Source organism: Mycobacterium florentinum, assembly GCF_010730355.1.
In the GTDB taxonomy this organism is placed as follows: Bacteria; Actinomycetota; Actinomycetes; order Mycobacteriales; family Mycobacteriaceae; genus Mycobacterium; species Mycobacterium florentinum.
The window spans coordinates 348,082-373,478 of record NZ_AP022576.1 but is presented as its reverse complement, the minus strand read 5'-3'; the positions used below and the strand labels follow the sequence as shown (position 1 = coordinate 373,478).

Here is a 25,397-nt window from a genome sequence, read left to right as displayed (position 1 = left end):
TCATCATCGCCCCTTTCACAAGTGTTGACGATTGACGATCAGCAACGAGCAGCCGGCGTCGTGCAGGACAGCATTGCCGGCGGGCCCGACCAACTCCCCCAGATGCTGGCGGTCGTGCGAGCCGACGATGACGAGCTGCACCGGCCGCTGCCGCCTTGCCAGGTACTCCATCAGAGTGCCGTGCACCCCGACCGACTCGACCCGCAGCTGCGGATAGTGGCGCTTCCACCGGGCGAGCCGGCGATCCAGATCGGCGAGCGCCCGGCGATCACCGTTGTCGGCATGCCGGCACATGACGGCCTGGATTGGTGCATCGCGCAGCAATGCTTCCTCCATCGCGGCACCCAGCACCAGACCGTTGTCGGGGGCACAGTCGATTTCGACGACAACGTCATGCGCGGGCTGCCGGCGATGGACATCACGGTCCCGAATAATCGCTACCGGGCAATGCGCCGACATCGCCAGCGCCGAGGCAGTCGAGCTGGTCCGGCCTGCCCGAAAGTGTTGCAAACCAACCGCACCCACGCACACCATGGCCGCCGATGCCGACGCACGAACCAACGCGTTGACCGGCGGCTCGTGCTCGATCTCGGTCTCGATCTTGACCCGCCGGTTCAGGGCCTCGATTGCACCGGAGACTCGGCGCAGGGCGGATTCGGCGATGGCGAGTCTGTCCGCCACCCCGGCCGCCTCATCCTGTTCGATCGCATAGAGCAGGCACAGCCGCACGTCAGCCTTTTCCGCCTCGTCGACCGCCCAGTGTGCGGCGCGCAGAGCCGCTTTCGAGCCGTCGATACCGACGACGATCGATCGGGGCGTCACGAACGCCATCGCGGGCTCCTTTGGCGATTCAGTGGCGGACCAGCAACACCGAGCAGTCGGGATAGCCCGGAATCGGATGGCAGTTGAGGGCGCCGAGTTTGGTAATCTCGTCGGCATCGGCCTGTCCCACGACTGCGAGGTCTATTGCGTTGCTGTGGTTTTCGGTCATTCGCACGCCGGCCCCGGCGGCGACGACCTCGACGCGAACATCCGGATAGCGCCGTACCCAGCTGTCGAGGCGCCGATCAATCTGGCGCACAGTGGCTTTGCGCAGCCGTCCTTCCTCCATGGCGTGGTGCACGACCTCGTCGTTGTCGGGTTCGTCGTTGACCACGACGGCGATCACGCCACCTTCCGCCGGCGGCTCGTCGGAATCGCTTCGGATGATGGCCACCGGGCAATGCGCCCGCGTGGCCAGCGCCGCGGCAGTTGGGCCCAACAACTCGTCGCTCCCCCATTCGCGCTTGCCGACGCCCAGGCACACCAGGGCCGCATCCTGCGACTCATGGATCAGGACTTCTTCGGGATCTCCTGAGAGAAGGGCTGTTTCGATCTCGACCGGCTTTCCCACACCCTGGACGGCGCCGTCGGCCTGCCAGAGTGCCATCTCGCCGCGCTCGACCTCCCAGCCGGAAGGTTGGGTGGCACGCGCGTCTTCGCGCGGGACGACGTGCACAAAACGCAGCGGCAGTTCACGGCTGATCGCCTCGTCGATCGCCCACTTGGCAGCGGTGATTGCGGCTTTCGAACCGTCGACCCCGACGACCACCGACTTGCAATGCAGCTGACTCACGACCGCTCCTGACTGGCGTGCCCGGGCTGATCATGTGATTCGCCCAATTTCAGGTTATTGACATGCGGCCGACCGCGGAGGGGCCAAAAGGCCCTTCATGCGACGCCGTTCGTCCCCTAGGTTGATGGGAACGACAACAAGCGCGGCGAGGAGTTGACGGCATGCCCACGACACCGGGCAGCGGGGTCCTGAAGGAAGCGGTTCGACTGGCCGGCCGTGCACCGTCGGTGCTCAACAGCCAGCCCTGGCACTGGGTGGCCGAAGGCGGCACTCTGCGCTTGTTCCTCGATCGGCGCCACCTGGTGCCGGGCACGGATCATTCGGGGCGGCAAGCGCTCATCAGTTGTGGTTGCGCCCTGGATCATCTCCGGGTCGCCATGCTGGCCGCCGGGTGGGACGCGGTCACCGAACGGTTCCCGAACCCGAACAACCCGGACCACCTGGCGTCGATCGAATTCCGCCGGGTCGAGCACGTCACCAAGTCCCAGGACGATCGCGTCCAGGCGATCCTGCTTCGCCGGACCGATCGGCTGCCCTTCTCAGAACCGACGTTCTGGACGCTGTTCGAACCCGTTTTGCGCCGTGCGCTCGACGACGGTGAGGTGAGGCTCGATGTGCTCGATGACGATGCGCGCCCGCAGTTGGCCGCCGCCTCGCAGCTGAGCGCCGCGCTTCGCCGCGACGACTACCCGTACCACGAGGAACTTGCTTGGTGGACTTCGCGTTTCGTGGTGAGTGAAGGCATACCGCCGAGCGCGCTGGTTTCCGACGAAGAACGCCCGCGGGTCGGTGTGGCGCGCGACTTCCCGGGCCGGAGCCATCAGAGTCGGCGACCCGAGGTCGAGGTCGACTGGTCGAAGATTCTGCTGCTGTCGACTCCGGAAGACACCAGATCGGACGCATTGCGGTGCGGCGAAGCGCTGTCGTCCGTCTTGCTGGAATGCACGATGGCCGGCCTGGCCACCTGCCCCCTGACGCACCTGATCGAACTGGACGAGTGCCGCGACATTGTTCGCGGCCTGATCGACGGATCGGACCAGCCGCAGGTGCTCGTCCGTGTCGGGGTGACGCCGGCCATGGAAGTGCTTCCCCCGCCGACGCCACGGCGTCCGTTGGACGAGGTCCTGGAGATCAGCTAGCTACTTCGACCTGAAAAAGTCGGCGCGTTGATGTGCGTCGGCGCCCCACTCCACGAAGTCGGAGAGGTCACGCCGCGGTGTGGCCGGCAATGGGTCGGCATTGATCGCCGCCCACCCCACCCGCAGCAACATCTGCGGATAATGACTGCCGCCGAAGATATCCGCGTGCACCGCCGCGCGAGTTTCGGCCACCTCCAGGGGTTCGGTGACCGGACAGCACGCCAAGCCCATCGACGTCGCGGTCAGCAGCACGACACTGGTGGCTTCACCGGCACGTAGCTGCGCGAGCCGGTCGTCGGTCCTGGTTCCGAGCGCAAGGACGACGGCGTTGTCGTCGGCGGCCGAGGCACCCGCCGGCATCGCCAAGGCGGGACCGGCGAACAAACGTCCGGGAATCTTGGCCCGTGGATCCGGCACCGGCACACTGTGGGCGGGAACCCCGGCTACCGACGCGTACCGCCCGCTCCATTCGGTGAGCTCGGCGAGGTAGTCGTGGTTGAGATGATCCCAAATCGATTGGGACACAATCTTGTGCAGCCGATCGATGTCTTCGACTTGGCACAACGTGACGCCGTTGCGGGCCGCCCGCGCGGCCATCAGCGCGACATCACCGACCGGTACCGGCCAGGAACTGTAGTGGCGCCGATCTGTTCGCCGCCGAGGTATCGCCGCGGCGAGGGCGATATCGAGGGAGTCCGCGCGGTACGGCGACATCTCGATCGCGGCAAGATGGCTGGGATCGGAGGGATCCGGAAGCCGGGTTACCTTCGCCCGCCACCCGACCGCCGCCAAGGCAACGACACAGTGATTCAGTGCCGCACCGCAACTCAGTATCAAATCCCGGCCATCGGGGTCGGTGTTGGGCAACTGCCGGCCAGCGTCGGAGGACAGCTGCAGGCTCTCCTCCGCCACCCGCCAGCGCCACGGCTGCGTGTTGTGGACGGAGGGAGCGCGGGAAGCCAGGCCCAAGACGGTCTGGATCGTGGCGGCGTCGGGAAGGCTCGCATTCATCGCCATTGCTCCCTTCGGTGATGCATCAGGTCAACGATTGCGCAGCGCCAACGGACGGACGAGGGCAGGACGGCCCCAGTCGGTAAGGACTTTGTGCCACTACTCGGGTTGGGTGGACTTGGGCTGGACGCGCGCCGCCAATGCGCCGGCGATCGAGGTGGCCGCAATCGTCAGCAAGGCGCCGAGCATCAGTGCCGAACCCTCGCCCGGGGCCAGCAGGTTTTCCTCGTTCCCGATCGTGGCCGCGGCCACCGGCACACCGAGCTGGGCGGCCGAGAGCACGGCAAGGGTTATCGGCTGGCCGAGCAGCCGGCCCACGCAGTGCGCCAGCACGGCGCCCAGCCCCAGCGCCACGCCCAGCAGGATCAATTTCGGGTGCGCACCCAGTTCTCGCACGTGCAGCGATGCGCCGAGCCAGATGAAGAACAAGGGCCCGAAGAATCCCTCGGTGATCCCGAACAGCTGGCGCGCCAGCCGTCGCGGTTCCCCGACCGCCGCGATCACCAACCCCAACGCGAAGCCGGCCAACATGATCGACACGTGCGTGCGCAGCGCCACTGCCGCGAGTGCGAACAACACCAGCAGATTCGTCCGCAGTTCCAGCGCGAATTTATTCTTATGGCTGTAATCGTGCAGACGCTGGCGCCAGCCCCGGCGATCGGCCACGAACAGAACCACAAAGAACAGCGCCGCGCACGCCGCGATCGCCAGCGCACCCAGCGCCGCCGTCGGCGCTCTGCGCAGGTCAATCACCAAGGGCAGCAACACGATACAGGCGGTATCGGCGATGGCGATCTGCGCGGTCACCGAGAGCACCGCGGGCCCCTTCAATCCCAGCGAACCCATCACCGGTAGCGCCAGCGCCGCCGACGACGAGGTCATCAACACCGCGTACAGCGCCGCGTGGCCGGTGCCGAACTGCCAGGCCAGCCCGATGGCGAGGGCGACCGCGAGAACGCCACACAGTGCCACTCGCGCCAGCGCCCGGGGCACCGCGGCGCGCACCTCGCGGCTGCGGATCGGCACATGTGTGCCCGCGACGAACATCACCAGCGCGAAGCCGATGTCCGCGAACAACTGAAAGGTCGGGTTGGACTCGTCGAGCATGCCGAACCCGGTCTTGCCGAGTACGAGTCCCGCGACCAGCTCGCCGATGATCAGCGGAATCCGCAGGTGCGGCAGTGACGCCACCAAGGGGCCGACGAAGGCCACCGCCGTCAGCAGCGCCAGCGTGTCGAAGCCGAACCCCGACATCTCAGCGTCCTTTCGCGGGAGCGAGAAGCATTGTCATCGGATGATCGTATTTGCGGTACCCGAGCTGACGAATAACCCCGCGAAGGACATGTCGTACGGGTCCGATGCCCCATACGCTCGGGACGAATTCGCCGGAATCCCGTCAACGTCGCCCGACGGCAACCAAAGCTACTGCAGCACTTGTGAATTGTCTGTAACTGCGCAGCCCCGGTTGGGTAAGTGCACATATTTGCCCTCGTGGGGGCATTAAGCCTCAAAAAATCTTCTCCACGGAGGGCCTATAGGCCCCATTGTTGCGATTAGGGACCAACGACTCTGCCCCGTCCCAACTGTTTCGAGCAATGTCGATATCGAGATCGATTCAGCACATGGCGGGAGATCCAGGTGACGTCAATGACAACTGTTGCAATGGACGTGCTCAAAGGCGCGGTGACGCTGGCTTGCCGGGCCCCTTCGTACCACAACAGCCAGCCTTGGCACTGGGTCGCCGATCGCGCGGGATTACATTTGTTCCTAGATCCGGCCCGCGTCGTGCAAACCGACCCAACCGAGCGGCAGGCGCTGATCAGTAGCGGCGCGGCCCTCGACCACCTACGTGTCGCGATGAGAGCTACCGGATGGAAAGCGAATATTTGTCGCTGTCCCGACCCTGACAATCTCGAGCATCTCGCTTCGATCACATTCACGGAGATGACCGCCGTGACCGAGGAACAACGACGTCGCGCCGCCGCCATCGCCACGCGGCGCACCGATCGCCTCGCGTTCGGCCCGGTCGCCGGGTGGAACGACTTCGAAGCCGGGTTGCGAAGCCGTATCGACAGTACGGTTGCTCTGGTCGATGTCATCGACGACGCCGATCGTCAGGAGCTTGCTTATGCAACCGATCTGACGGACTCCTTGCGACTCTACGATTCCCCCTATTTCGAGACATTGCAGCGGTGGACAGCGCCGTTTGAGGCGAGCGAGGGCATTCCTTACGATTCGTTGCCGTCCGCGGCTGAGGCCGACCGTGTGGACGTGGCGCGAAGCTTCCCGGTCAGCCACCATCCTGAACGACGTGCGCAGACGCCTGCCGACCTGTCCACAATCTTGGTGATCTCCTCGCATGCCGACAGTCGGCGCGATTTGCTCGGGTGCGGAGAAACGCTGTCGACAATATTGCTGGAAGCCACCGTTGCCGGACTGGCCACGTGCACCCTGACCCATCTGACCGAGCTCGCAACCAGCCGACACCTCATCGCGAAGCTAACCGGGCGCCCACGGCCCGAGGTGCTGGTCCGGATCGGCCGCACGCCCGATGACGAGCACCGCCCGCCGCCGACCCCACGGCGACCGCTAGCCGATGTGCTGACCGTCAACCTCTAGGAAACCCTATGAACCGCAACAGATCCCAGAACAGCCAGACGATCGCGGTCACCATCACTTCCGACGAGAGCGCCCGCACGAGTCGCGCGGTGGCCCGCCTGCAATGGCGGGGTCGCACGCTTGTCGGCTTTGGGTTGTCGCATGCTGAGGTCGACAACATTGGCGAGCAACTTGCGATGGCTCAGGCCTTTTCGGACCTGGGTCACCAGTTGACCTGTATCAGTCGGTGATCTAGGGAGGTCGTTGGTAGCGTTCGGCGGGGTCAGTCGACCACCTCGAAGATCGCCGCGGCGGAGGTGACGGCCTTGTCCGCATTGCCTTCGTCGTGCAGCAGCATGCGCACCCCGATGCGTCCGGGCCCGCCGGCATGGGCGGTGCCCTCCACCCGGAAGGGGCCGACCTTCCCGCGGGACATGAACATGACGTGCCAGCTGACGACCTGCACCTTCCGGGTCCCGGCGAGATCGGCGGCAAGGTCGATCGCCGCGGTCTCCAGCACGACGTGCTGGGGTCCGATGTGCAACGCGGCGTCCGGCGAGGCGAGTTCGGCGCTGAGTGCGGGCAGCACCCAATGCCCGTCGTCGCGCTTGGCGGCGCCGAAGGCGGCCCACAGCGGCGGCAGGTCGGGCGAGTCCTCAATGATCAGTTCGGTGCCCGAAACATCCATTCTGTCAAGGCCTTCGGGCGGGATACCGATGATCGCGCCCTGCCCCTCGTTGAAGGCGATCACCCGATCCGGGTTGTCGGCGTCGACGATCTTGCACCGTCCGTAGCCCATGGTCCGGCCCTGGTGCACGACGCCGGAGCCGACGATCTCGACGCGGGAGACGTCGTAGCCGGGGTCGATGATCTGCACCGAGGCGATGACCGGATTGGGCACCGCGACCATGTCGGTCTGACATCCTTCGGGCGACGAGATAGCCAGTGGCGCAACCATGATTCCGCCGGCCTCATTGCGCATGTCCCGGCGGATCACGACGGTGTCATCGACGTCACCGATGTCCATCGACGAGTGCTTGCGGCCGATGTAGCGATAACTGAGCAGACCCGTCCAGCGGCGGAACAGCTCATCGCGATAGGCGTCGGCGTCGCCGGCCAACTCTCGGATGTCTCGCAGTTGGTCGCTCAATGTCGGCCACCTTTCTCGAGCAGCGGGTCAGGACTGTCTGTTTCGCCGCACTTGGTTGAACGGCACCCCGCGGTCGGCGGCGTGCTCGCGAGGAAAGTTCAGCACGCGCTCGCCGATCACATTGCGCGCCATCTCGGTGGTACCGCCGCCGATGCTGGCGATCTGTCGGCCCAGGTATCGGATGCCGATATCGAGCAGTTGCGCATCGTCCTCGACGACGGCCGATGGACCGGTGACGGCAATCGCGGTATCGATCTCGACGTCGTGGACCGCCGCCATCGACAGCCGGATGATCGAACCCGCGGTGGGCGGCAGGGCCCCGCTCGCCACCGCGTGGAAGACGTGCTCGCTGAGCTGACGGGCTACGTAGCGGTGCACCAGGGCGCGCCCGGTCATCTCCCGCACGCGTTCGCTGCCCTGCTGGTTCGTCTTCTCGACCAGCGCCAGCAAGTCGATTGAAACGTCCTCGGCCTCAGAGATTCCCGGGCCGCTGGTGTACTCCGAGCCGTCACCCATGCTGCGGCGTTCGTGATAGAGCTGCCGCGAGGCGACTTCCCATCCTTTGCCCGGTACTCCGACGACGGCGTCGTCTCCCACCTCGACATCGTCGAAGAACTCTTCGCAGAATTCGATGGAGCCGTTGATCTGCTGGATGCGGTTGATCGTGATGCCGGGGTGCGCAAGCGGCACCAGGAACATCGTCAGTCCCTCGTGTTTCGGTGCGTCCCAATCGGTCCGGGCCAGGCACAGCCCGTAGTCGGCGGCGAAGGCCCAGGTGCTCCATGTCTTGGCGCCGTTGATGATCCAGCGTCCGTCACGGCGGTCGGCACGGGTGATGACGCCCGCGAGGTCCGAACCCCCGCTGGGTTCGGACAGCAGCTGTACCAGAACTTCATCGCCGCGCAGCGCCGCTTGGATGTGGGTGCGCTTCTGTTCCTCGCTGCCCATGTCGAGGATGGTCGCGCAGCAGATGGCGAAGGATGGCACGTTGAGAAGCAACGGCGTTTCGTAGCCCTGCGCCTCGGCGTCGAACGCTTTCTTGTACTCGTAGCCCAGCCCTAGCCCGCCGTACTCCCGCGGGAAACAGATGCCGGCGAATCCCCCGTCGTACAACTTCTTTTGCAGCTCGCGCGCCCGGTGCCAGGACAGCTCAGCGTCGCGCTCGAGAAGCGCGGCTTCGGCGGGACCCTGCCGCGGCATATTGGCGGCCAACCAGGCTCGGGCCCGGCTGCGAAACTCCGCCACGGTTTCAGCGGTCTCGGCGCTCACCTGCGGTGCCGAATTCGTCTGTGCGTCATCGCCGATGACCTCCCGACGCCGTCGTCGTGTCCGAACCTTGAGCCTGTGCTGGGCGACTGTACAGCACCGCTCATTGACTGTACAGAATCCCCTGCCGTCGGACGGCAATGAGTGTGCGTTCACGGCTTCGAGCCCGCGCCCACGGCGAGAAATCGCCGAAATTTGCGCCCTCTGCGCAGACTCGACGGATTCGCCCGTCCTGGTCGATCATGGATCCCGTCGACTGGTAGCTTTACGGAATCGGCGTTATTTTAACCGGCGATCGGAGGATCGGCGCATGGGTGCTGCCGCAACGGGTTTCGACGTCGCGCGGTTTCGTGATTGGCTGGCCGAGGCGACGGGTGAGGACGCCGATGTGTCGGTGGCCCCTATTCGCGGTGGTGGCAGTTGCGAGATGTTCCGCGTCGACCGGCTCGGGCAGGCCTGGGTGGTGCGCCGGGCGCCACTGGCCACGGTTTCCGACACCGCTCATCAGGTGATCCGCGAGGCGCGGATCATGGAGACGCTGGGCGCGGCCGGGATCCCGGTGCCCACGGTGCTGGCGCGCAGCGACGACCCCGCCATCCTGGGCGCCCCGTTTTTCGTGATGTCCTACGTCGACGGCGGGGTGATCCGCCGCGACGGCCTTCCCGAAGCGCTGCATCGGGATCCGTCGTCACACGGGCTGATCGGCGAACAGCTGATCGACACCCTGGTTGCGCTGCATGCGGTCGAATGGACGGGCACCACCCTGGCCGAACTGTCGCACCCTCAGGGGTTTCTGCCGCGCCAGGTCGATCGATGGCTAGCGCAACTGGCGGGGTACCGGGCCCGCGATTTGGACGGCGTGGACGAGCTCGCCGGCTGGCTGCGCGATAACCTGCCCGCCGGCGGCGACCTCACCGTGATGCACGGGGACTACAAGCTGGACAACGTCATCTGGGCGCCGGCACCGCCACCCCGGATCGCCTGCGTCGTCGACTTCGAGATGACCACGGTGGGTGATCCCCTCATCGACCTGGCCTGGGCGATGATCTTCTGGCCCGAGGCAGGAAACCCCATCGCGCTGGGATCGCCGGACGCGCCGCACGGCATGGACCGCGATCACTGCCAGGCACCGGATCAACTGATCACGCGGTACGCCGAGGCCACCGGGCGCGATCTGTCGCAATTCGACTGGTATCAGGTGTTCAGTGCGTGGAAGCTGGCGATCGTCCTGGAGGCGTCCTACGCCAAATTCTTGCGCGGTGAGTCCCGCAACCCGATCCATGAGTTCTTCGGGCCGGTTATCGATGAACTACTCAGCCGCGCAAGGAGATTCGCGCAATGACCGACCCCCTTTTCGATGTCGCCGACCGGGTCGTCCTCGTCACGGGCGGCAGCCGAGGGCTGGGCGCCGCGATGAGTGTCGGGCTCGCCGAGCGCGGCGCCCGAGTGGTGATCGCCAGCCGAAAGATCGCCTCGTGCCAGGCGCTGGCCGCCACCATCACCGAGTCGGGCGGGCAGGCCCATTCGTTGACATGCCATGTCGGCGATTGGGAATCGTTGCCCGGCGTCATCGAGGCGGCCGTTTCCCGATGGGGCCGCCTGGACGGGTTGGTCAACAATGCCGGGATGAGCCCACTTGCGCCCTCGCTGCTGGATACCTCAGAGGTGTTGTTCGACAAGGTGATCGGGGTCAACCTGAAAGGCCCGACCCGGTTGACGGCGCTGGCCGCCACGGCGATGGCCAGGACCGGCGGTGGGTCGATCATCAACATCAGTTCGCTGGCGTCGGTGAAACCCACCCCGGTCACCACGGTCTACGCGGCGGCCAAGGCCGGCCTCAACGCGCTGACCACCGCCTCGGCCATCGAATACGCCGGCGCCGGCGTGCGGGTCAACGGGATCATCTGCGGCACCTTCGACACCGACGCGGCGTCGGGCTTTGTCCGCAACCCCGACCTGCTGCCGGAGCTGGTGCGCCGCATCGCGCTCGGACGAGTTGGCCGACCCGACGAGATCGTCGGAGCCGTCGTTTATTTGCTCTCCGCCGCGTCGAGCTACACCACCGGATCGCTCATGACGATTGACGGCGGCGTCTCCGGGTGATCAGCGGGACCGGTTCGCCTTGGCGCCGACGCCGCCCGCCTCCGCCCGCACCCCCGAGATCACCCATTCGACCAGCCGGGGGAAGTTCTGCTCGATCTTGGCGGTCTCGGCTTCGGAGCGTTTCGACTCACGCAGCGCGCGCACGTCGACGATGGAATGGTTGATCGTCATGTGCGCCAGGCCGCGGCAGCATTCGGTGGCCAGCGGGCGCGGAATCCCCTCCCGCAGAGTGGCTTTGAGTAACGCGTTGACATACTCGGCGACTGCGCTGCGGTCGTCGATGGTCATCAGCTCGGTCAGAAACGGATGGGCACGAAGGGCGTCGTGCAACGCCTGACACCAGTGCAGCGCCGTCGATTCCCAGGTGTCGTACTCCTTGAAGTCGAGTTTCAGCTGCGCAAAGTGACGGGCGACCAGCGCCCTGATCAGTGCTTCGCGATTGCCGACCTGTTGATACAGCGTCCGCGGTGAGATCTTCAATGCGGCCGATAGTCGACGAACGCTGAGAGCCTCGATGCCTTCGGAATCCAGCAGGTCCAGCGCGTGCGTGAGGATGTCGTCGGCCGGGATCAGCGGCTTGGCCATCGCTGCATCGTACAAGCCCCGACCGTGCCGACACCGCAGGCTACGCGCTGTCGCGGCGAATACCTTCGATCAGGTAGTCGATGTGCGTGGCGAACAACTCGTCGACTTCCTCGCGAGTCACCCCCGCCGGGTCGCTGCCGGCAAGCCGTCCCCGCCGACGCGTCGAGTTCGTGCTCGGCGGATGATCCATCGCGACGAAACCCACGGCCGCCCAGGTCAAGAGCCGGCAGGCACGCACCGACATATCGGTCGACATGCCGTCGCGGCGCATGCTTTTCAGCAGCGGGCGCGATGCCTTCAGATAGGCCGGACGCTTCGCCTGCAGGAAGAGCCGGCAGTCGGCCGCGTCGGTCAGTCGTGCGCGGAGTTGGCGGGTCCAGCGGCGCGCATAGTCCGGCCAGGGTTCATCGCGTTCCAGCTCGGGCGCCAGGTCGTCGAGCATATGCTCGGCAACCGCATCGATCAGCGCGTCCTTGTTGCCGATTCGCGAGTAGACCGGCGGCGGGGTGACACCCAAGCGGTTGGCCACGCTGCGCATGCTGATCGCGTCCAGGCCGCTCTCACGCATGATTTCCACAGCGGCAGCAACGATCTGGTCCGCGTCGAGCTCCAGTTCGCTGGGCATGTCTACCCTCCTCGTGAGGCTAAGGGATGGTCAGGGCGATTTTGCCGATATGTTCGTTGGCCCGCATCACCCGCAGCGCCTCGTCCAGCTGCTCCCAGTCGAAGACGTGGCTGATGTGCGGTTTGATGCCGGCCTTGGACACCACCTCGCACATCTCCCGGTGAGCGCGCACGCTGCCGACCGTGATCCCGATGACGCGCAGGTTGTTCAGCATCACCTCGGCGACCGCGATGGATGCCATGTCGAATCCGCTGAGCACACCGATCACCGCGATCGTGCCGCCGACGGCTGCCGAGCGCAACGACTGCGCCAGCGTCGCGGGTCCACCGAGATCGACGACGAGCCGGGCGCCGCGACCTCCGGTCAGTCGCTTCACCTCCGTCTCCCAGTCCGGGTTGGTCCGGTAGTTGACGAGATGCGTTGCCCCCAAATCCGATCCGACCTTGAGTTTGTCGTCGGACGACGACGTCAGGATCACGGTGGCGCCCCGCTCCCGGGCGAGCTGGACGGCGAACAGCGACACCCCGCCGGTGCCCTGGGTCACCACGACGTCGCCTTCGCCGATGTTGGCTTCCACCAACGCACTCCACGCCGTCACACCCGCGCAGGGAATCGTCGCCGCTTCGACGTCGCTGAGGTGCGCCGGGGTGCGAACCAGGCCCGCGACCTCGGCGACGCGGTATTGCTGCAGCCACCCGTCGCAGTTGTCGCCGGGCACCTCGTGCTTGGCTTCCGGGGTGGGCGGCCCGTCGTGCCAGCCCGGGTGAAACGCTCCCATCACGCGATCACCTGGCCGCAACTCGCCGACTCCCGTCCCGATGGCCACCACTTCCCCGGCGCCGTCGGTCATCGGCACGCGCGGCCAGGGCCCGGGTAGCAGGCCCAGCAGATTGACGTTGTCGTGGTAGTTGAGGCTCGAGGCGTTGACCTTGACCAGCACCTGTCCGGGTCCGGGCCGCTCCACCGGCATTTCGACGGTCTGCACGGGTTCGCCCGGCCCGGTCATGACGATGGCCCGCTGCCGATCCGGAATGCTCATGCGATGCCTGCCTCCTGGCGTAGTGACTGCCACTTGTGTTCGGCTGCCGGCCGCCGTGACGGTAGATGATCGGTCGGCCAACCCTGCACCGGCTGATACTTCTTGAGCACGTGCCGGGCCAGCACCGACTTGTGCAGTTCGTCGGGCCCGTCGCCGATCGATCCGAATCGCGTCATCCGATACCAAGATTCGACCGGCAGGTCCCCGGAGTACCCCAACGCCCCACACACCTGGATGGTGCGGTCGAGGACCGCGAGCACCACCTTCGATACGTGAGCCTTGATCATTCCCAGTTCGGCACGGACCTCTCCCGCGCCGAAACGGTCCATCTTCCATGCGGTCTGGAAAGTCAGTAGTCGCGCAGCCTGAATCTCGGTGTGCGACAGCGCGATAAAGTCCTGCACCATCTGATGTTCGCCCAGCAATCGGCCGTGCGAACGGCGCGAGACCGCGCGCTCACCCATGATGTCCAGGGCGCGCTGCGCCTGTCCGAGCCAACGCATCGAGTGATGGATACGTCCGCCGCCGAGACGCTGTTGCGCCAGCACGAAACCGCCACCGCGCGGGCCGACCAGATGATCCGCCGGCACCCGGCAGTCGGTGAACACCACCTCGGCGTGATTGCCCCGCCTGCCGAACTCCGGGTCGGGGTGGGCCATGGTCGGGATGTCGCGGACGATGTTGCACCCCGGCGTTCCCGTCGGTACGACAAATATCGAAGCGTGCCGGTGCGGCCGGCCGGCGGGGTCGGTCTCGGCTACCACCAAGATGATGTCGGCGCAGGACGCATTCGTGGTAAACCACTTGTGGCCGTTGATGATCCAGTCTTCACCGTCGAGCACGGCGGTGGTGGCGATGACGGTCGGGTCGGCGCCGGCCAGGAATGGTTCGGTCAGCGCGAACGCACTGGATATCTCCCCGTTGAGGTTGGGAAACAACCAGCGCTGCTTTTGCGCTTCGGTCGCGCCGTGTGCCAGCAACTCCATGTTCCCGCTGTCCGGCGCCTGGACCCCGAAGAGTTCCATGGACACCATGCACCGTCCGATGATCTCCGACATCAGCGCGAGCTTGAGCTGGCCCAGCCCCGCGCCACCCAGGCTGGGATCCAGGAACAAGCCCCACAACCCTTGCGCCTTGACCTTGTCCTGCAGGTAGCGCTTGACCGGCTGCCACTCCTCGGGCGAGATCTCTCCGAGGATGGGTTCGAGCGGAATGACCTCCGAATCGATGAATTCGCGCATCCACGACAGCTTTTCGGCGAAATCCGGATCCGTCTCGAAATCCCAGGCCATCGCGTTCCTCACCATCGGTCGCGCACTCGCGACATCGGCACACTTCCTCACACCGAGATCACAGTGTAATCATGGTGTCATGCGCCAGCGCAACACCCCCACTCCGGGAGCGTGATCAGGAGCTGAATTGGCTTGTGGCGTGGGCAACGTCGAGGTACTCCCACACCCGGATGATCAATCCGTCCTGCACCTGAACCCACACGCTGTATTCGTTCTCGTATGGTTGGCCGGCGGCAAACAACGCGGTAGCCCGCATCGTGAAGCGCGCGGCACCCATGTCGCCGTCACAGAGCAGGTGGTGCACCGTCGTATGCACGTCGGCGTAGAGCTGGCCGAAAATGATTCGCATGCCGGCACGGATCGCGTCGCGCCCCACGGTCGGGCTGCCCAGCACCCCGACGGTCGGGGTGATCCACCACTGCGCCTTGGGCGCCAGCAACTCGGTGACGCGCTCGGCATCACCGAACGCGGCCACGAGTGCCGTGAGCAACTCGCGTGTCGACGACACTGTCATACCGGCCCTTCCAGGCACCCGCAACGGGTTCTTAAAATAACACCGATTTCACCGTAACCAGCGCCGACCGGCCCCGCTGGCGTGCAACTCGTACGCGAATGTCAGGCTTGGCGTGACTTCGGGAAACACCGGTACACCAGAATCGAGCCCGCAATGACAGAGCGCGCCAACGATGTGATCGCTGACGGCCGGGCCGCCACGCTGCTGGCGATCGAGTCCATCAAGCAGCTCAAGGCCCGCTACTGCCGGTACCTGGACACCAAGGACTGGGCCGCGTGGCGTGCGATCTTCGCCGACGACTTTGTCAGCGACACCTCCGAGGCCGGCGGCAAGCTCATCGTCGGTGCCGACGATTTCGTCGCGTTCACCCGCAAGAGCATCGGACGCCGTTGGCAGGCCACCGCACATCAGGTGCATGCCCCCGAGATCGAGCTCACGTCGCCGACGACCGCACGCGGGATCTGGGCATTGCAAGATGTCGTGCGGTTCGGCCCCGGGCTCAGCCTGGTGGGCTACGGGCACTACCACGAGACATACAATAATATTTCCGGTCAGTGGCTTATCAAGAGCTCCAAGCTAACTCGGCTGCGCGAGGACATCGTCACGCCGGTCTTCTCGTTCTACATCTCCAACCGGATCCGCAACACGGCAGCCAAGTTCGCCAATCGGCTGCTGGAGAAATAGGAGACTTCATGACCGTCGACACCATCCTGGTTACCGGAGCTTTCGGACAGGTCGGCAAGCGCTGCGCGCAGATTCTGCTGGATCGGGGCCGGACGGTCATCGCGACCGACCTGCGCAACGACAAAACCCTTGCGGTGCAAGGAGAATTGTCGGCCGGCGCCAAACGCGAGGCGCTGATTCCCGCCTACGTCGACCTAACGGACGCCGAAGCGGTGCGTGAGCTGCTCATGACGCACCAGCCGGGAGCCATCGTTCACCTCGCGGCGGTCGTCGCACCGGTGTCGTACCGGAACCCCGCGCTGGCAAGAAAAGTCAACGTCGGCGGCACCGAGAACCTCCTGGCGGCGGCCACGGCCCTGCCGCGTCCCCCGCTGTTCCTGATGGCGTCCAGTGCCTCTGTCTACGGCTCACGCAATCCACACCGGTATCCGGAGCGAATCACCCCCGATACCCCGCTGAACCCCATCGATCAGTACGGGCAGGACAAAGTGCTGGCCGAGGCCGCGATCCGGGCCAGCGGTCTCCCCTACGCGCTCTACCGACTGGCCGGGGTCATCTCGCCGGATACCCAATCGGGCGGTATCGATGTCGACAACCTGACGATCATGCGTTCCATGCCCGTCGACAATCGCCTGCACACCGTGGACGCACGAGACGCGGCGCTGGCGTTCGCCAACGGTGTCGACCGCGAAGCCACGATCAATGGCAAGGCCCTGTTGATCGGCGGAAACGAGACGTGCGTGATGCTCGAACACGAGCTCGAGGGCGACCTGATGACCGCCGTCGGCCTGGGTCGCCTCGGCCCGTCGGTGGGTCTGCCCGGTGATCCCGACGATGACCGGGGCTGGAGTTTCACCGGCTGGTACGACACCACCGAAGCGCAAGCGCTGCTTGACTTTCAAGAGCACAACTGGCAGCAGACCATGGCCTGGGTCGGTGAATCCCAGGGAAAAATGCGCATCGTGTTACGCGCCCTCGGCCCGCTACTGCGGCCGGTGTTGCGCATCGCGGTCAAGCTGCAGAACCGCGTCGAGGGGCGTGGTCCCTACGCCGACCCGTGGGCAATGATCGAAAGCAAGTACGGCCCAGCAGCGTTGGCGCACGCCGATCAGCAAGCGGACTAGTTGCGCGACGTGAAGAAAGCCGCGGCCTTGCGGATCGAGTCTTCGACGGGCTCGGGTGTCCATCCCAGTTCGCGTTCGGCCTTGCCGTGGTCCAGCGGCGACATCAGTTCGGCCATCCGCATTCCGGCGTAAGCGAACGGAAGGTCGCGGCCGAGCAGCCGCGCCAACACGTCGTTGACCCGCGAGCCCGCCCGCAGCACCGACATCGGGATGCCGATGCGTGGTGGCCGCCTGCCGACGGCGCTGGCAGCGATCCCGTGCAACTCGCGCACACTCATGTACCGATCCGAAACGATGTAGCGTTCGCCGCTTCGTCCGTGTTCGGCGGCCAGAAGCATTGCCTTGGCGGCGTCTTCGATGCCCACCACCTCGGACGAATACCCGAGGTAGAACGGAAACTTGCCGTTGGCGACCAGCGAAAGCATCGAGCCGTGTGGAGTGGGCGCCCAATCGCCGGGGCCATAGGTGGTGGAGATGCACATCGCGACGGCGGGCAGGCCCTTGTCATGCGCGTACGACAGCACCATGTTCTCGGCCGCGACCCGGGCTTCGATGTAGGCGCCGCCCTCGTCCCAGTTGTGCGGGTCTTCCTCGGTCACCGCCCGGCCAGCGCTGATCGCCAAAGTGCCTGCGGTGCTGGTGAATACAAACCTCTTCAGTTCGGCGTCCAGCGCCGCGTCCAGCACGTGGCGCAGACCCTCCACATTCGTCCGGAACAACGGCGCCGGGTCTCGCAACCACATCCGGGCATCCACGACGCAGTAGTAGACGACGTCGCAGCCGGCCATCGCGGCACGTAACGCCTCGTCATCGAAGACGTCCCCGTAGCAGCGCTGGACCTCGAGGTCATCGATGCCCTTGGTGGAACTGGTGCGGCGCAACATCACTCGAACATCGGCACCCGAGGCGAGGAGCTGACGTGTGACGTGTGATCCCAGGAAGCCGCTGGCCCCGATCACCAGTTTCTTCTCGCCGGTAATGGCTCTCTCCCTCTAGACGGCGTTCGCCTGGAGTTGCTGGATGCGCTCTGCGCGCGGCAGCACCGGGCCGTCGTCGATCGCCTCGGTGATCCCCAGTTCGGACAGCCCGACTTGGGTCAGCATCGAGGTGCCGTACGCGGCGAGCATCAGCTTCTGATCGTCGCTGTGCCCACCGTCGACCAGCATCGCACCGATCAGGCAGATGACCGCCATCTTGTACGCGTTGAACGCCCGATACCAGGAACGGTTCTGCAGCGTGATCCCGCTGGCCATTTGGTAGTGCCGCAGGAGTGCCTCGATGTCCAGTGCGTCGGGGTGGCTGGTGATGCCGACGGGCTGCATCCAGAGCAGTTCGAGCCAGCCGATGTCGGTCAGGGGGTCACCGACGGTGGTCATCTCCCAGTCGAAGACCGCGCTGACTTCGCCGCCGGTGAACGCGAAGTTGCCCGGCTTGGCGTCCCCGTGCACCAGAGTGACTTTCGGGCACGGCTCCGGTTGGCTGTCGCGCAGCGCGTGCAGCAGCCGCTCCAGTGCGGGCAGTGAATCCTGCTTGACCCGGTCCATTTCGGTTGCCCAATGGTCGAGTTCGCGGCGCAGGTGGTTGCTGCCGTCATCCAGCGCGTCGAGCCCGGTCTGTTTGAGATCGACGGAATGGATTGCCGCAAGGTGTTCGGCCAGGCATTCACACATCCGCACCACCGTCGCGCCGGCCGCATCGGCGGGTGCTTGCATTTCATAGACCTCGCCGCCGACCCGCTCCATCACGAAGAACGGCCTCCCGAGAACATCGCCGGTGTCCTCGAGCCACAACGCCGTCGGAACACGAACCGCGCTGTCCTGCAACGCACGCAGGATCGTGAACTGGCGGGTGAGGTCGTAGGGTTCCAACAGCGCCGGCGGTTTGGGACGCAGCCGCAGCACCACATCCCGGCGGGTTTCCCCCGTGACGACCGTGAGCACCATCATCTCGGCGGAATGCCCGAAGTTCACTCGATCGAGGCCCTCGACGCGGACATCGTCGGCATCCCGAAGCCGAGTGCGCAGCCAGGTGGTCAAACGCTCGGCGATATCGGCGTCCCGCGTCATTGGCGGACTCCGTCGTCGGACAACCGTTCGACCGGCGTCTTGGTCTGGGTGAAGGCCGACATGTCCATCGCGGCCCAGTTCGGGTAGCGGGCGTAGCACTGGCCACCCATCAGCAGCTCGAAGATGCCCCAACCGGTGTCGCCGTCGAGTTCGAAGCGCATCAACTGATCCAGCGCCATCGATTTGCCCTCCGTCTCGGCCAGCTGCGCGGAATCGTTGCTGTCCCATTGGAAGTGGATGAAGTACCCGCCACCGCCCAGGTCCTGGTACTGGCAATGCGCCATGGGCAGCCCGTAATACGCGTTGACGTGCTGGTGCGGCGCGTCGGCGGTGACCCGATAAGTCTTGCCGTCCTCGTCGGTGAAGACGAGCACCGCTCGGGCGGGCCGTTTGTTGTCACCGTCGAATTCGACGTCGTGCTCGATTTTCACGAACCGCTTCGATAGCGTGCCGTCCCGGTGGGTGATGCCGCCGTCTACGTAATTGACTGTGCCATCGGACGATTCGATGATCCAGGCCTCGATCGCGCAGTCTTCGAAGCCGGCGTCGAGCCAGAGCCAGAAATCGATCTTGTCCGAAACCCGCACCCCGAAGGTGCGATCCCGGCCGCCGTGGAATCCATCGACGCTGATCCGCTCGCCGTCGATCTGCACCCAGCCGGTCCACCGGCCCGGCTCTTTCATGTGGTACATGTCGGCCAGCATCCGGCCATCGGAGTCGCGCACCTGCATCGGCAACAGCTCCCACATCGGCGCTGTGGGCTCGTAATAGAGCTCCCACGCGATGCCGGAATCGTTGGGCTCCACGTCGAGTCGCCACTTCTTCAAGGGCTCGACACAGGTCCAGCGCATCGGCCCGGCACTCAGGTCGTCGCGACCGCCTGCGCTGATCGGCCTGCCGGCCAGCAGATCCCAGTGTCGGCCGTCGGCCAGGCTGACCTTCACGTATCCCAACCCGGTACCGGTGTTCGGGTTATTGCCGTAGCCACTGGCCAGCAGCAGAGTGCCGTCCGGCGAGGCGGCAAAGAAGTAGCAGCGGTCCGACCATGTCGGATCGGGATCGTGCACGTGATCGAATGTTGTTGGCAGCTGATGGGTGAATGACTCGTCGGCGGCGCTGTAACCCATGAAATACCCTTCTGCCGGAAAGCGAAATCCATTGCCATCGAGTGGTTTTAGCGAAACCGCCACATTGATGAAAAGTTTTTGACGAAACCTCGCGCATCAGATACTCAATGACACAACACATCCCCTACTATCGCTGCCATGGAGCCGAGTCGGTGGTGGGGCGACGACCGCGCAATCCTCGATGACGAGGAGGCACGCAGGCGTCTGCTGGATGCCGCGGGCCGGTGCATCGTGCGTCGGGGCAACGCCCAGATCCGGATGGCCGAAGTGGCCGACGAGGCCGGGGTATCCCGCTCGACGGTGTACCGCTACTTCCCCAATCGTGACGAGGTGCTGCTCGGCCTGATGCTGGCGCGGGTCGACACGGCGCTGGGCGAGTTGGTCGGCTCGCTGTCTCACCCCGACGACCCGGCGCGCTCGTTGCCCGAGATGGTGCTGGCGCGGGTGGAGTCGGTGGCGGGCAACCCCTTGAACGAGGCGCTGTTCGCCGCGGAGAGCACCGCGGTGCCCGCGGCCCTCCAGCAGGGGTCCGAACCGATGGTCGAACTGCTGTTGGCGCACTATGGGCCGCTGCTGCAGCGCTGGAAGGAAGCGGGCAAGCTCCACGCCGACCTCGATCCCCGCTCCATCGTCGAGTGGCTGACCGCGACGACGCTGTTCCTCCTGGCGCCGGCGTGGCGGCACCGCGCCGTGGCTGACAAACGCCTATTCGTCGAGCAGTTCCTGGTCCGGGCCCTGGTGCCATAGATCAGACATTAGTCTCGCTTTGTCTGATATCCAGACATTAGGCTATTTTTGTCCTGACAACTCTTTCGCGCCCGCCTCGGCGGTGGATCCGGTATCGGCGCACACAGGATGGACAGTCATGACAAACGCCGTTGAGCAGGCCCTTTCCGTCGTCGGCCTGGCCGCGCATCTCGGCCGGGGAATCGGCCGGGTGACTGCCGACGCCGTCGTCGGCAGTCGAGCGGGGCTGCCCCGCACGGTCGGCGACCTCAACACCGCGGCGCTCTCGAGCGTCATGGGCCGCAACGTCAGGTCGATCCGCGTGCTTGCCAGCGACGCGGGCACATCGTCACGAGCACGACTGGTGCTGACCGGCGATGACGTACCGGAGTCGGTGTTCGTCAAGATCACCGCGCAGACGGCCGCGACGAAGTTGATGGGTGAGCTGGGTCGGCTGGGCAACACCGAGGTGCGCTTCTACAGCCAGCTCGCCCCCGAGTTGGCCGGCGTCCCGGTCGCCCACGGCGCGGCTTTCGACACGTGGACGGGTCGATACCTGCTGGTGCTCGAAGACCTCCCCGAGTCGTGCGTCTTCCCCGACACGTTGCACCCGTTGAGCACCGACCAGGCCGGCCTGATCGTCGAGCTGCTGGCGACCCTGCACGGCACCTTCTGGGACCGCATGCGCCACAACGGGCGCGGACCGCTGGGGTGGCTGTACACCCCGTCGGGCGACGTCACTTCTCTGTTGACCGGCTCACTGATGACGACCTCGATGAAGCGACTCGGCGAGCGCACCGACATTCCGGTGGAGAACGGTCGGTTCATCGCGGAGAACTATCGCGCGGTCGCCGCGGTGATCGACACTCCCCCGCATACCGTGATGCACGGCGACGCCCATCCGGGCAACATGTACTTCCGCGACGGCAAGGCCGGCCTGCTGGATTGGCAGGCGGTGCGGCGCGGCCACCCTTCCCGCGAACTGGCCTACACACTGATCACCAGCCTGACACCGGAAGACCGCCGTGCCGCTCAGCGCGAGCTGCTCGACGTCTACCGACAGGCGCTGGCCGCGGCCGGTGGACCCGACCTGGACCGTGAAGACCTCTGGCTGCGCTACCGCCAAGGCGCCCTGTACGCGTATGTCGCGCCGCTGATCACCGCGGGAATGGGCGGAATGCAGGTCGAAGACATCGCGATGGAGGGCGTGCGGCGCGGTGTCGCAGCCCTCGAAGACCTGGAAACCATTGCCGCACTGAAGCGTTCGTTGTAGGCAACGCCTAGCGGTCGATCCATCCCAGTTGCGCTTCGGCGTGATGGCCGCCGGCGGCCGGGGTGAGTTGGTCGAGCCGGGCCAGCTGCCCAGCCGAGAGTTCGATGCGGTCGGCGCCGACGTTTTCCTCAAGGCGTACAACCTTTTTGGTGCCCGGAATGGGCACGATGTCGGGCCCCTTGGCCAGCAGCCAGGCCAACGCGACCTGCGCCGGGGTGGCACCGACGTCGGCGCTGATCTCGCGCAGCTCGTCCGCGCTGCGCAGGTTGTGGCCGAAGTTCTCGTCGAAGAAGCGCGGATTGGTCTTGCGGTAGTCGGTGTCGGGCAGCTCCGCGTTGGATCGGATTGCGCCGGTGAGGAAGCCGCGACCCAGCGGTGAGTACGGGACGAACCCGATACCCAGTTCGCGAAGCACCGCCAGGATCCCGTCTTCGGGATCGCGGGTCCACAGCGAGTATTCCGATTGCACCGCGGCAATGGGGTGCACCGCATGCGCGCGGCGGATGGTGTTCACACCGACTTCGGAAAGACCGATGTGCCGAATCTTGCCCGCGTCAACCAACTCGGCCAACGCCCCGACGGTGTCCTCGATCGGGGTACCGCGGTCGAGGCGGTGTTGGTAGTACAGGTCAATGTGGTCGGTCGCCAGCCTTTTCAGCGATCCGTCGACCGCGACGCGGATGCTGGCGGGGCTGCTGTCGAGGCCGTCACGTCCGGTGTGCGAGATCAAGCCGAACTTGGTGGCCAGCACCACGCTGTCCCGCTTGCCCTGCAGGGCCCGGGCGAGCAGCTCCTCGTTGACGAAGGGGCCGTACACCTCGGCGGTGTCGATCAGCGTGACGCCGAGATCGATGGCGCGGTGAACCGTCCGGATGGATTCGGCGTCGTCGAAGCCCCCGATCGAGTAGGCGGCCGACATGCCCATCGCCCCCAAACCGATCCGGCCGACCTGCAAGTCGCCGAGCTGAGCCTGTTTCATGGCACATTCTCCTGTCGTAGGCGCGGTTCGACTGCGTCGCAGCACGAGCCACCCGGGTACCGTGGCGCTGTGTACCGCGACGAGCTTCCCGCGATCTGATGGACCGCGCAAACACCGCACGTCCGGACCGCAATCTGGCGGCCGACTACTACCGCGTCTCGGGCGTGATCCTGATCGTGCTGGGGCACTGGCTGGCCGGATCCGTGACGTATGACGACGGACATTTCGGCCGGCAGAATCCGCTCGTCGACATGCCCTGGACGCAATGGTTGACCTGGCCGTTCCAGGCGGTCCCGGTGTTCTTCCTGGTAGCGGGTTATGCGGGCGCGGTGTCCTGGACGCATCACCGCGAGAGCGGCGAGGTGTCGCGCCAGGCCTGGCTTCGGCGCCGGCTCGCCCGAGTGCTGGGCCCGACGGTGGTCTACATCGCGCTGGTGTCGGCGATCGTGGTGGCCGCGGCGGCGTTCGGTGTCGGCGCTTCGCTGCTCGAGTACGCGGGCTGGGCGGTGGCGATGCACCTGTGGTTCCTCGCCGTATACGTGTTGGTGGTGTCGTTGACTCCGATTTCGATTGCCGCACAAAGCCGTTGGGGCCTTTGGGTGCCGGCAGCGCTGGCCGTCGCGGTCACGCTGGTGGACACAGTCTTGAAGCAAGGTCCCCTACACGACCTCGGCTGGCTGAACTACCTGTTGTGCTGGGGAACGCTTTATCAGCTCGGAATCGCTTGGCATGGTGGACTATTGGCCGGCCGCAGACCCCTGCTGCTGGCCGCCGGCTCCGGAACGATACTCGCACTACTGATCTGGCTGGCAGATTATCCGGTCAGCATGATCGGCATTCCCGGCGAGGCCGTGCAGAACACGTCACCACCGACGGTGGCCATGCTGGCGTTCGGATGCGCGCAGGCCGGAATCGCGATGGCGGCCGCACCGCTGCTCAACCGAGTCCTGCGCGCCGGCCCGATCCGGCGCGTGCTCGCCGTCGGCAACAACAACGTGATGGCCCTGTACCTGTGGCACATGATCCCCGTCGTGATCGTGGCGGTCGTCGGCTATCCGGCCGGCCTGTTGCCGCAACCGAGCGAGGGCACGACCGACTGGTGGCTGGGACGGCTGGTTTGGATTGGCGTCCTCGGGTTGGTCACGGCGGTCGAGCTGGTGTTGTTGTGGTGGGGACGACGGGTGTTCGCGGCCCCGCTCCCCCTGATTGGCATCCCACTGCCGGAGCGCTGGGCCGAACCGGTGATGCTGCTGGGCGCCTTGATGGCGGCGTACGGCCTGCACTACGTCGCCGCCGTCGGCTTCGCGCCCGATGGGCGCCTGTCCTGGCCGACCACCGTGATCTTTGCCGTCGGAGTCGCACTGGTGGCCCTTCGCCCCAAACAGGTCAGCCCGCGACCGGCTGCGCCCGCTCATACGACCGGATGAACTCCAGAAGGCCGTTGTCCCAATGGCTTTCGCGCCGCCAGCGGTAGTCCCCGGCGGGCAGGAGTGGACTCATTTTGCATTTCTAATTTGGGTAGCCTAACCTAATGTACGACAGGAGGCCTGCCCGTGGCACTTGCGTTGCCGATCGACCCACACGCCGATGCTTCTCGGCGCGCGTGGCTGCCCTGCCCCAACTGCGACTGGGGCCGCGACAAGTGCGCGGAGTGCCGCAGCAGCCGCAATTGCGGTTCGCACTGGCAGTACCTGCTGAGCAATCACGCGATGCGGGTCCACCTCCAATGCCCGGGCTGTGCAACCCTGTGGTCGATCGACACCCGTAATCGCTGAGCCTGCGCCAGGGCTTCTTCGACGTGACACCGATTTACGTGTGATGCAACGCCTCAGGCTTCGGCGAACGCATCCGGCAGCGGGCGCCGGCAGACCTCGCGGGCCTCGTCGGCGCTGAGTCCGAACAGGCGCAGCACATTTTCGGTGACGGTGTCCGCGGCCTGGGCGTCGTCGCGGCGGGGGTCGTCGCGCAACAGCTTTCCGAGTCCCAGCAGCGCACCGCCGGCCATGGCGAGAGCGAGTTCCGGATCGTCGACGGAGAACCTGCCGGCGTCGACGCCGGCCTTGATATCGCGCAGCGCGCGCGGGGCCAGGCCACGGTCGGACGACAGCAATGCCGGTCCGTGCGCCAGCAGAATCTCGCTCTCCTGCGGTCGCTGACGAAATAGCCGCCCGGTCAACCGAAAACTGGCGGCGAAGGTTTCGGCCGGATCGTCAATGGATTCGGTGAGCCGGTCCAGCATCGCCCCGTGGGCGTCGAGCACGTCGGCGACCGCGGCCTCGAACAACTGCTCCTTCGTGTCGAAATGGTTGTAGAAGGAACCCATCCCGACATCGGCGGCCTGGGTGATCTCCAGCACCGGAACGTTGAGCTTTCCCTCGGCGATCAACCGCTGCGCGGCCTTGATCAGCGCCGCGCGGGTGCGCTGCTTGCGCCGCCCCAAACGGTTGGGCGGATCGGCTTCCCCGGGCATCACGCTCATCC

At 65.8% G+C, this 25,397-nt stretch carries 27 protein-coding genes; 11 read left to right on the top strand and 16 right to left on the bottom strand.

Annotated elements, in window-relative coordinates; translation table 11 throughout:
- Positions 1-15: 15 nt before the first annotated feature.
- The gene (locus G6N55_RS01810) at positions 16-831 is read right to left on the bottom strand and encodes a universal stress protein (RefSeq protein WP_085220292.1); all 816 of its coding nucleotides are present in this window, start codon (positions 829-831) and stop codon (positions 16-18) included.
- 19 nt (positions 832-850) lie between these two features.
- Positions 851-1,615 carry a universal stress protein gene (locus G6N55_RS01805; protein ID WP_085220293.1) on the bottom strand — a complete coding sequence of 255 codons (765 nt, stop codon included), beginning with the start codon at positions 1,613-1,615 and terminating at the stop codon, positions 851-853.
- A gap of 161 nt (positions 1,616-1,776) precedes the next feature.
- On the opposite strand from G6N55_RS01805, the gene G6N55_RS01800 reads away from it, so the two are divergent.
- Complete coding sequence (locus G6N55_RS01800; RefSeq protein WP_085220294.1) at positions 1,777-2,754, top strand: Acg family FMN-binding oxidoreductase; 978 nt, start codon at positions 1,777-1,779, stop codon at positions 2,752-2,754.
- Here G6N55_RS01800 and G6N55_RS01795 read toward each other — a convergent pair whose 3' ends face one another.
- Both G6N55_RS01795 and G6N55_RS01790 read right to left on the bottom strand, forming a co-directional pair.
- Complete coding sequence (locus tag G6N55_RS01795) at positions 2,755-3,765, bottom strand: Acg family FMN-binding oxidoreductase (RefSeq protein WP_085220575.1); 1,011 nt, start codon at positions 3,763-3,765, stop codon at positions 2,755-2,757. It abuts the gene before it with no gap.
- 99 nt (positions 3,766-3,864) lie between these two features.
- Positions 3,865-5,019 (bottom strand): cation:proton antiporter, encoded by a 1,155-nt coding sequence (locus G6N55_RS01790; RefSeq protein WP_085220295.1) that lies wholly within the window; start codon positions 5,017-5,019, stop codon positions 3,865-3,867.
- A 408-nt stretch (positions 5,020-5,427) separates the two neighbouring features.
- Here G6N55_RS01790 and G6N55_RS01785 point away from each other — a divergent pair, with 408 nt between their 5' ends.
- Together G6N55_RS01785 and G6N55_RS01780 are read left to right on the top strand one after the other, a co-directional pair.
- Positions 5,428-6,384, top strand: coding sequence for an Acg family FMN-binding oxidoreductase (locus G6N55_RS01785; protein ID WP_232078897.1), 957 nt, complete (start codon positions 5,428-5,430; stop codon positions 6,382-6,384).
- 8 nt (positions 6,385-6,392) lie between these two features.
- Positions 6,393-6,614, top strand: a complete 222-nt coding sequence (locus G6N55_RS01780; protein ID WP_085220297.1) for a dsRBD fold-containing protein — start codon at positions 6,393-6,395, stop codon at positions 6,612-6,614.
- Positions 6,615-6,646: 32 nt separating this feature from the next.
- Here G6N55_RS01780 and G6N55_RS01775 read toward each other — a convergent pair whose 3' ends face one another.
- Positions 6,647-7,513: a hypothetical protein gene (locus G6N55_RS01775; RefSeq protein WP_085220298.1), complete on the bottom strand. Its 867-nt coding sequence runs from the start codon at positions 7,511-7,513 to the stop codon at positions 6,647-6,649.
- Positions 7,514-7,540: 27 nt separating this feature from the next.
- Positions 7,541-8,782, bottom strand: a complete 1,242-nt coding sequence (locus tag G6N55_RS01770) for an acyl-CoA dehydrogenase family protein (protein WP_264002019.1) — start codon at positions 8,780-8,782, stop codon at positions 7,541-7,543.
- 307 nt (positions 8,783-9,089) lie between these two features.
- Between G6N55_RS01770 and G6N55_RS01765 the strand changes: the two genes are divergently transcribed.
- Both G6N55_RS01765 and G6N55_RS01760 read left to right on the top strand, forming a co-directional pair.
- Positions 9,090-10,121: a phosphotransferase family protein gene (locus tag G6N55_RS01765; RefSeq protein WP_163667132.1), complete on the top strand. Its 1,032-nt coding sequence runs from the start codon at positions 9,090-9,092 to the stop codon at positions 10,119-10,121.
- Positions 10,118-10,882, top strand: a complete 765-nt coding sequence (locus G6N55_RS01760) for an SDR family NAD(P)-dependent oxidoreductase (RefSeq protein ID WP_085220300.1) — start codon at positions 10,118-10,120, stop codon at positions 10,880-10,882. The genes G6N55_RS01765 and G6N55_RS01760 overlap by 4 nt, the downstream gene beginning before the upstream one ends.
- Here G6N55_RS01760 and G6N55_RS01755 read toward each other — a convergent pair whose 3' ends face one another.
- From G6N55_RS01755 to G6N55_RS01735, 5 genes are all read right to left on the bottom strand, one after another.
- A complete protein-coding gene (locus G6N55_RS01755) occupies positions 10,883-11,467 on the bottom strand; it encodes a TetR/AcrR family transcriptional regulator (RefSeq protein WP_085220301.1) in 585 nt (194 codons plus the stop codon).
- A gap of 40 nt (positions 11,468-11,507) precedes the next feature.
- Positions 11,508-12,092, bottom strand: coding sequence for a TetR/AcrR family transcriptional regulator (locus tag G6N55_RS01750; RefSeq protein WP_085220302.1), 585 nt, complete (start codon positions 12,090-12,092; stop codon positions 11,508-11,510).
- Positions 12,093-12,111: 19 nt separating this feature from the next.
- Complete coding sequence (locus G6N55_RS01745; protein WP_085220303.1) at positions 12,112-13,131, bottom strand: zinc-dependent alcohol dehydrogenase family protein; 1,020 nt, start codon at positions 13,129-13,131, stop codon at positions 12,112-12,114.
- Complete coding sequence (locus tag G6N55_RS01740) at positions 13,128-14,423, bottom strand: acyl-CoA dehydrogenase family protein (protein ID WP_085220304.1); 1,296 nt, start codon at positions 14,421-14,423, stop codon at positions 13,128-13,130. Before G6N55_RS01740 ends, G6N55_RS01745 begins: the two co-directional genes overlap by 4 nt.
- Before the next feature lie 115 nt (positions 14,424-14,538).
- Entirely contained in the window at positions 14,539-14,937 is a 399-nt protein-coding gene (locus G6N55_RS01735) for a nuclear transport factor 2 family protein (RefSeq protein WP_085220305.1), read from the bottom strand.
- Positions 14,938-15,090: 153 nt separating this feature from the next.
- On the opposite strand from G6N55_RS01735, the gene G6N55_RS01730 reads away from it, so the two are divergent.
- Both G6N55_RS01730 and G6N55_RS01725 read left to right on the top strand, forming a co-directional pair.
- Complete coding sequence (locus tag G6N55_RS01730; RefSeq protein WP_085220306.1) at positions 15,091-15,621, top strand: nuclear transport factor 2 family protein; 531 nt, start codon at positions 15,091-15,093, stop codon at positions 15,619-15,621.
- Between the two features lie 8 nt (positions 15,622-15,629).
- Positions 15,630-16,745 carry an NAD-dependent epimerase/dehydratase family protein gene (locus G6N55_RS01725; RefSeq protein ID WP_085220307.1) on the top strand — a complete coding sequence of 372 codons (1,116 nt, stop codon included), beginning with the start codon at positions 15,630-15,632 and terminating at the stop codon, positions 16,743-16,745.
- Here the strand turns inward: G6N55_RS01725 and G6N55_RS01720 are convergent.
- Genes G6N55_RS01720 through G6N55_RS01710 form a run of 3 tightly spaced genes read right to left on the bottom strand, consistent with a single transcriptional unit; the run spans position 16,742 to position 19,938 of the window.
- Entirely contained in the window at positions 16,742-17,725 is a 984-nt protein-coding gene (locus G6N55_RS01720; protein WP_085220308.1) for an NAD-dependent epimerase/dehydratase family protein, read from the bottom strand. The two genes, G6N55_RS01725 and G6N55_RS01720, sit on opposite strands and share 4 nt — an antisense overlap.
- 12 nt (positions 17,726-17,737) lie before the next feature.
- Entirely contained in the window at positions 17,738-18,811 is a 1,074-nt protein-coding gene (locus G6N55_RS01715; RefSeq protein WP_085220309.1) for a phosphotransferase family protein, read from the bottom strand.
- Positions 18,808-19,938 (bottom strand): DUF7064 domain-containing protein, encoded by a 1,131-nt coding sequence (locus tag G6N55_RS01710; RefSeq protein ID WP_085220310.1) that lies wholly within the window; start codon positions 19,936-19,938, stop codon positions 18,808-18,810. The genes G6N55_RS01715 and G6N55_RS01710 overlap by 4 nt, the downstream gene beginning before the upstream one ends.
- A 138-nt stretch (positions 19,939-20,076) precedes the next feature.
- Between G6N55_RS01710 and G6N55_RS01705 the strand changes: the two genes are divergently transcribed.
- Together G6N55_RS01705 and G6N55_RS01700 are read left to right on the top strand one after the other, a co-directional pair.
- On the top strand, positions 20,077-20,685 hold the full coding sequence (locus G6N55_RS01705; protein WP_085220311.1) for a TetR/AcrR family transcriptional regulator: 609 nt from the start codon (positions 20,077-20,079) through the stop codon (positions 20,683-20,685).
- 118 nt (positions 20,686-20,803) lie between these two features.
- Positions 20,804-21,937 (top strand): phosphotransferase, encoded by a 1,134-nt coding sequence (locus G6N55_RS01700; protein ID WP_085220312.1) that lies wholly within the window; start codon positions 20,804-20,806, stop codon positions 21,935-21,937.
- A gap of 7 nt (positions 21,938-21,944) precedes the next feature.
- On the opposite strand, the gene G6N55_RS01695 is transcribed toward G6N55_RS01700, so the two are convergent.
- The gene (locus tag G6N55_RS01695; RefSeq protein WP_085220313.1) at positions 21,945-22,916 is read right to left on the bottom strand and encodes an aldo/keto reductase; all 972 of its coding nucleotides are present in this window, start codon (positions 22,914-22,916) and stop codon (positions 21,945-21,947) included.
- 98 nt (positions 22,917-23,014) lie between these two features.
- Between G6N55_RS01695 and G6N55_RS01690 the strand changes: the two genes are divergently transcribed.
- The gene (locus G6N55_RS01690; RefSeq protein ID WP_085220314.1) at positions 23,015-24,343 is read left to right on the top strand and encodes an acyltransferase family protein; all 1,329 of its coding nucleotides are present in this window, start codon (positions 23,015-23,017) and stop codon (positions 24,341-24,343) included.
- Positions 24,344-24,469: 126 nt separating this feature from the next.
- Positions 24,470-24,691, top strand: coding sequence for a hypothetical protein (locus tag G6N55_RS01685; RefSeq protein ID WP_085220315.1), 222 nt, complete (start codon positions 24,470-24,472; stop codon positions 24,689-24,691).
- Positions 24,692-24,744: 53 nt separating this feature from the next.
- On the opposite strand, the gene G6N55_RS01680 is transcribed toward G6N55_RS01685, so the two are convergent.
- On the bottom strand, positions 24,745-25,386 hold the full coding sequence (locus G6N55_RS01680) for a TetR/AcrR family transcriptional regulator (protein ID WP_139826693.1): 642 nt from the start codon (positions 25,384-25,386) through the stop codon (positions 24,745-24,747).
- Positions 25,387-25,397 lie beyond the last annotated feature (11 nt).

What these genes read in the sequence shown, in the direction of transcription:
- G6N55_RS01810 (WP_085220292.1), bottom strand. Translation starts at nt 831, where the DNA reads ATGGCGTTCGTGACGCCCCGATCGATCGTCGTCGGTATCGACGGCTCG.
- G6N55_RS01800 (WP_085220294.1), top strand. Translation starts at nt 1,777, where the DNA reads ATGCCCACGACACCGGGCAGCGGGGTCCTGAAGGAAGCGGTTCGACTG.
- G6N55_RS01795 (WP_085220575.1), bottom strand. Translation starts at nt 3,765, where the DNA reads ATGAATGCGAGCCTTCCCGACGCCGCCACGATCCAGACCGTCTTGGGC.
- G6N55_RS01790 (WP_085220295.1), bottom strand. Translation starts at nt 5,019, where the DNA reads ATGTCGGGGTTCGGCTTCGACACGCTGGCGCTGCTGACGGCGGTGGCC.
- G6N55_RS01785 (WP_232078897.1), top strand. Translation starts at nt 5,428, where the DNA reads ATGGACGTGCTCAAAGGCGCGGTGACGCTGGCTTGCCGGGCCCCTTCG.
- G6N55_RS01780 (WP_085220297.1), top strand. Translation starts at nt 6,393, where the DNA reads ATGAACCGCAACAGATCCCAGAACAGCCAGACGATCGCGGTCACCATC.
- G6N55_RS01765 (WP_163667132.1), top strand. Translation starts at nt 9,090, where the DNA reads ATGGGTGCTGCCGCAACGGGTTTCGACGTCGCGCGGTTTCGTGATTGG.
- G6N55_RS01760 (WP_085220300.1), top strand. Translation starts at nt 10,118, where the DNA reads ATGACCGACCCCCTTTTCGATGTCGCCGACCGGGTCGTCCTCGTCACG.
- G6N55_RS01755 (WP_085220301.1), bottom strand. Translation starts at nt 11,467, where the DNA reads ATGGCCAAGCCGCTGATCCCGGCCGACGACATCCTCACGCACGCGCTG.
- G6N55_RS01750 (WP_085220302.1), bottom strand. Translation starts at nt 12,092, where the DNA reads ATGCCCAGCGAACTGGAGCTCGACGCGGACCAGATCGTTGCTGCCGCT.
- G6N55_RS01745 (WP_085220303.1), bottom strand. Translation starts at nt 13,131, where the DNA reads ATGAGCATTCCGGATCGGCAGCGGGCCATCGTCATGACCGGGCCGGGC.
- G6N55_RS01740 (WP_085220304.1), bottom strand. Translation starts at nt 14,423, where the DNA reads ATGGCCTGGGATTTCGAGACGGATCCGGATTTCGCCGAAAAGCTGTCG.
- G6N55_RS01735 (WP_085220305.1), bottom strand. Translation starts at nt 14,937, where the DNA reads ATGACAGTGTCGTCGACACGCGAGTTGCTCACGGCACTCGTGGCCGCG.
- G6N55_RS01730 (WP_085220306.1), top strand. Translation starts at nt 15,091, where the DNA reads ATGACAGAGCGCGCCAACGATGTGATCGCTGACGGCCGGGCCGCCACG.
- G6N55_RS01725 (WP_085220307.1), top strand. Translation starts at nt 15,630, where the DNA reads ATGACCGTCGACACCATCCTGGTTACCGGAGCTTTCGGACAGGTCGGC.
- G6N55_RS01715 (WP_085220309.1), bottom strand. Translation starts at nt 18,811, where the DNA reads ATGACGCGGGACGCCGATATCGCCGAGCGTTTGACCACCTGGCTGCGC.
- G6N55_RS01710 (WP_085220310.1), bottom strand. Translation starts at nt 19,938, where the DNA reads ATGGGTTACAGCGCCGCCGACGAGTCATTCACCCATCAGCTGCCAACA.
- G6N55_RS01705 (WP_085220311.1), top strand. Translation starts at nt 20,077, where the DNA reads ATGGAGCCGAGTCGGTGGTGGGGCGACGACCGCGCAATCCTCGATGAC.
- G6N55_RS01700 (WP_085220312.1), top strand. Translation starts at nt 20,804, where the DNA reads ATGACAAACGCCGTTGAGCAGGCCCTTTCCGTCGTCGGCCTGGCCGCG.
- G6N55_RS01695 (WP_085220313.1), bottom strand. Translation starts at nt 22,916, where the DNA reads ATGAAACAGGCTCAGCTCGGCGACTTGCAGGTCGGCCGGATCGGTTTG.
- G6N55_RS01690 (WP_085220314.1), top strand. Translation starts at nt 23,015, where the DNA reads ATGGACCGCGCAAACACCGCACGTCCGGACCGCAATCTGGCGGCCGAC.
- G6N55_RS01680 (WP_139826693.1), bottom strand. Translation starts at nt 25,386, where the DNA reads ATGCCCGGGGAAGCCGATCCGCCCAACCGTTTGGGGCGGCGCAAGCAG.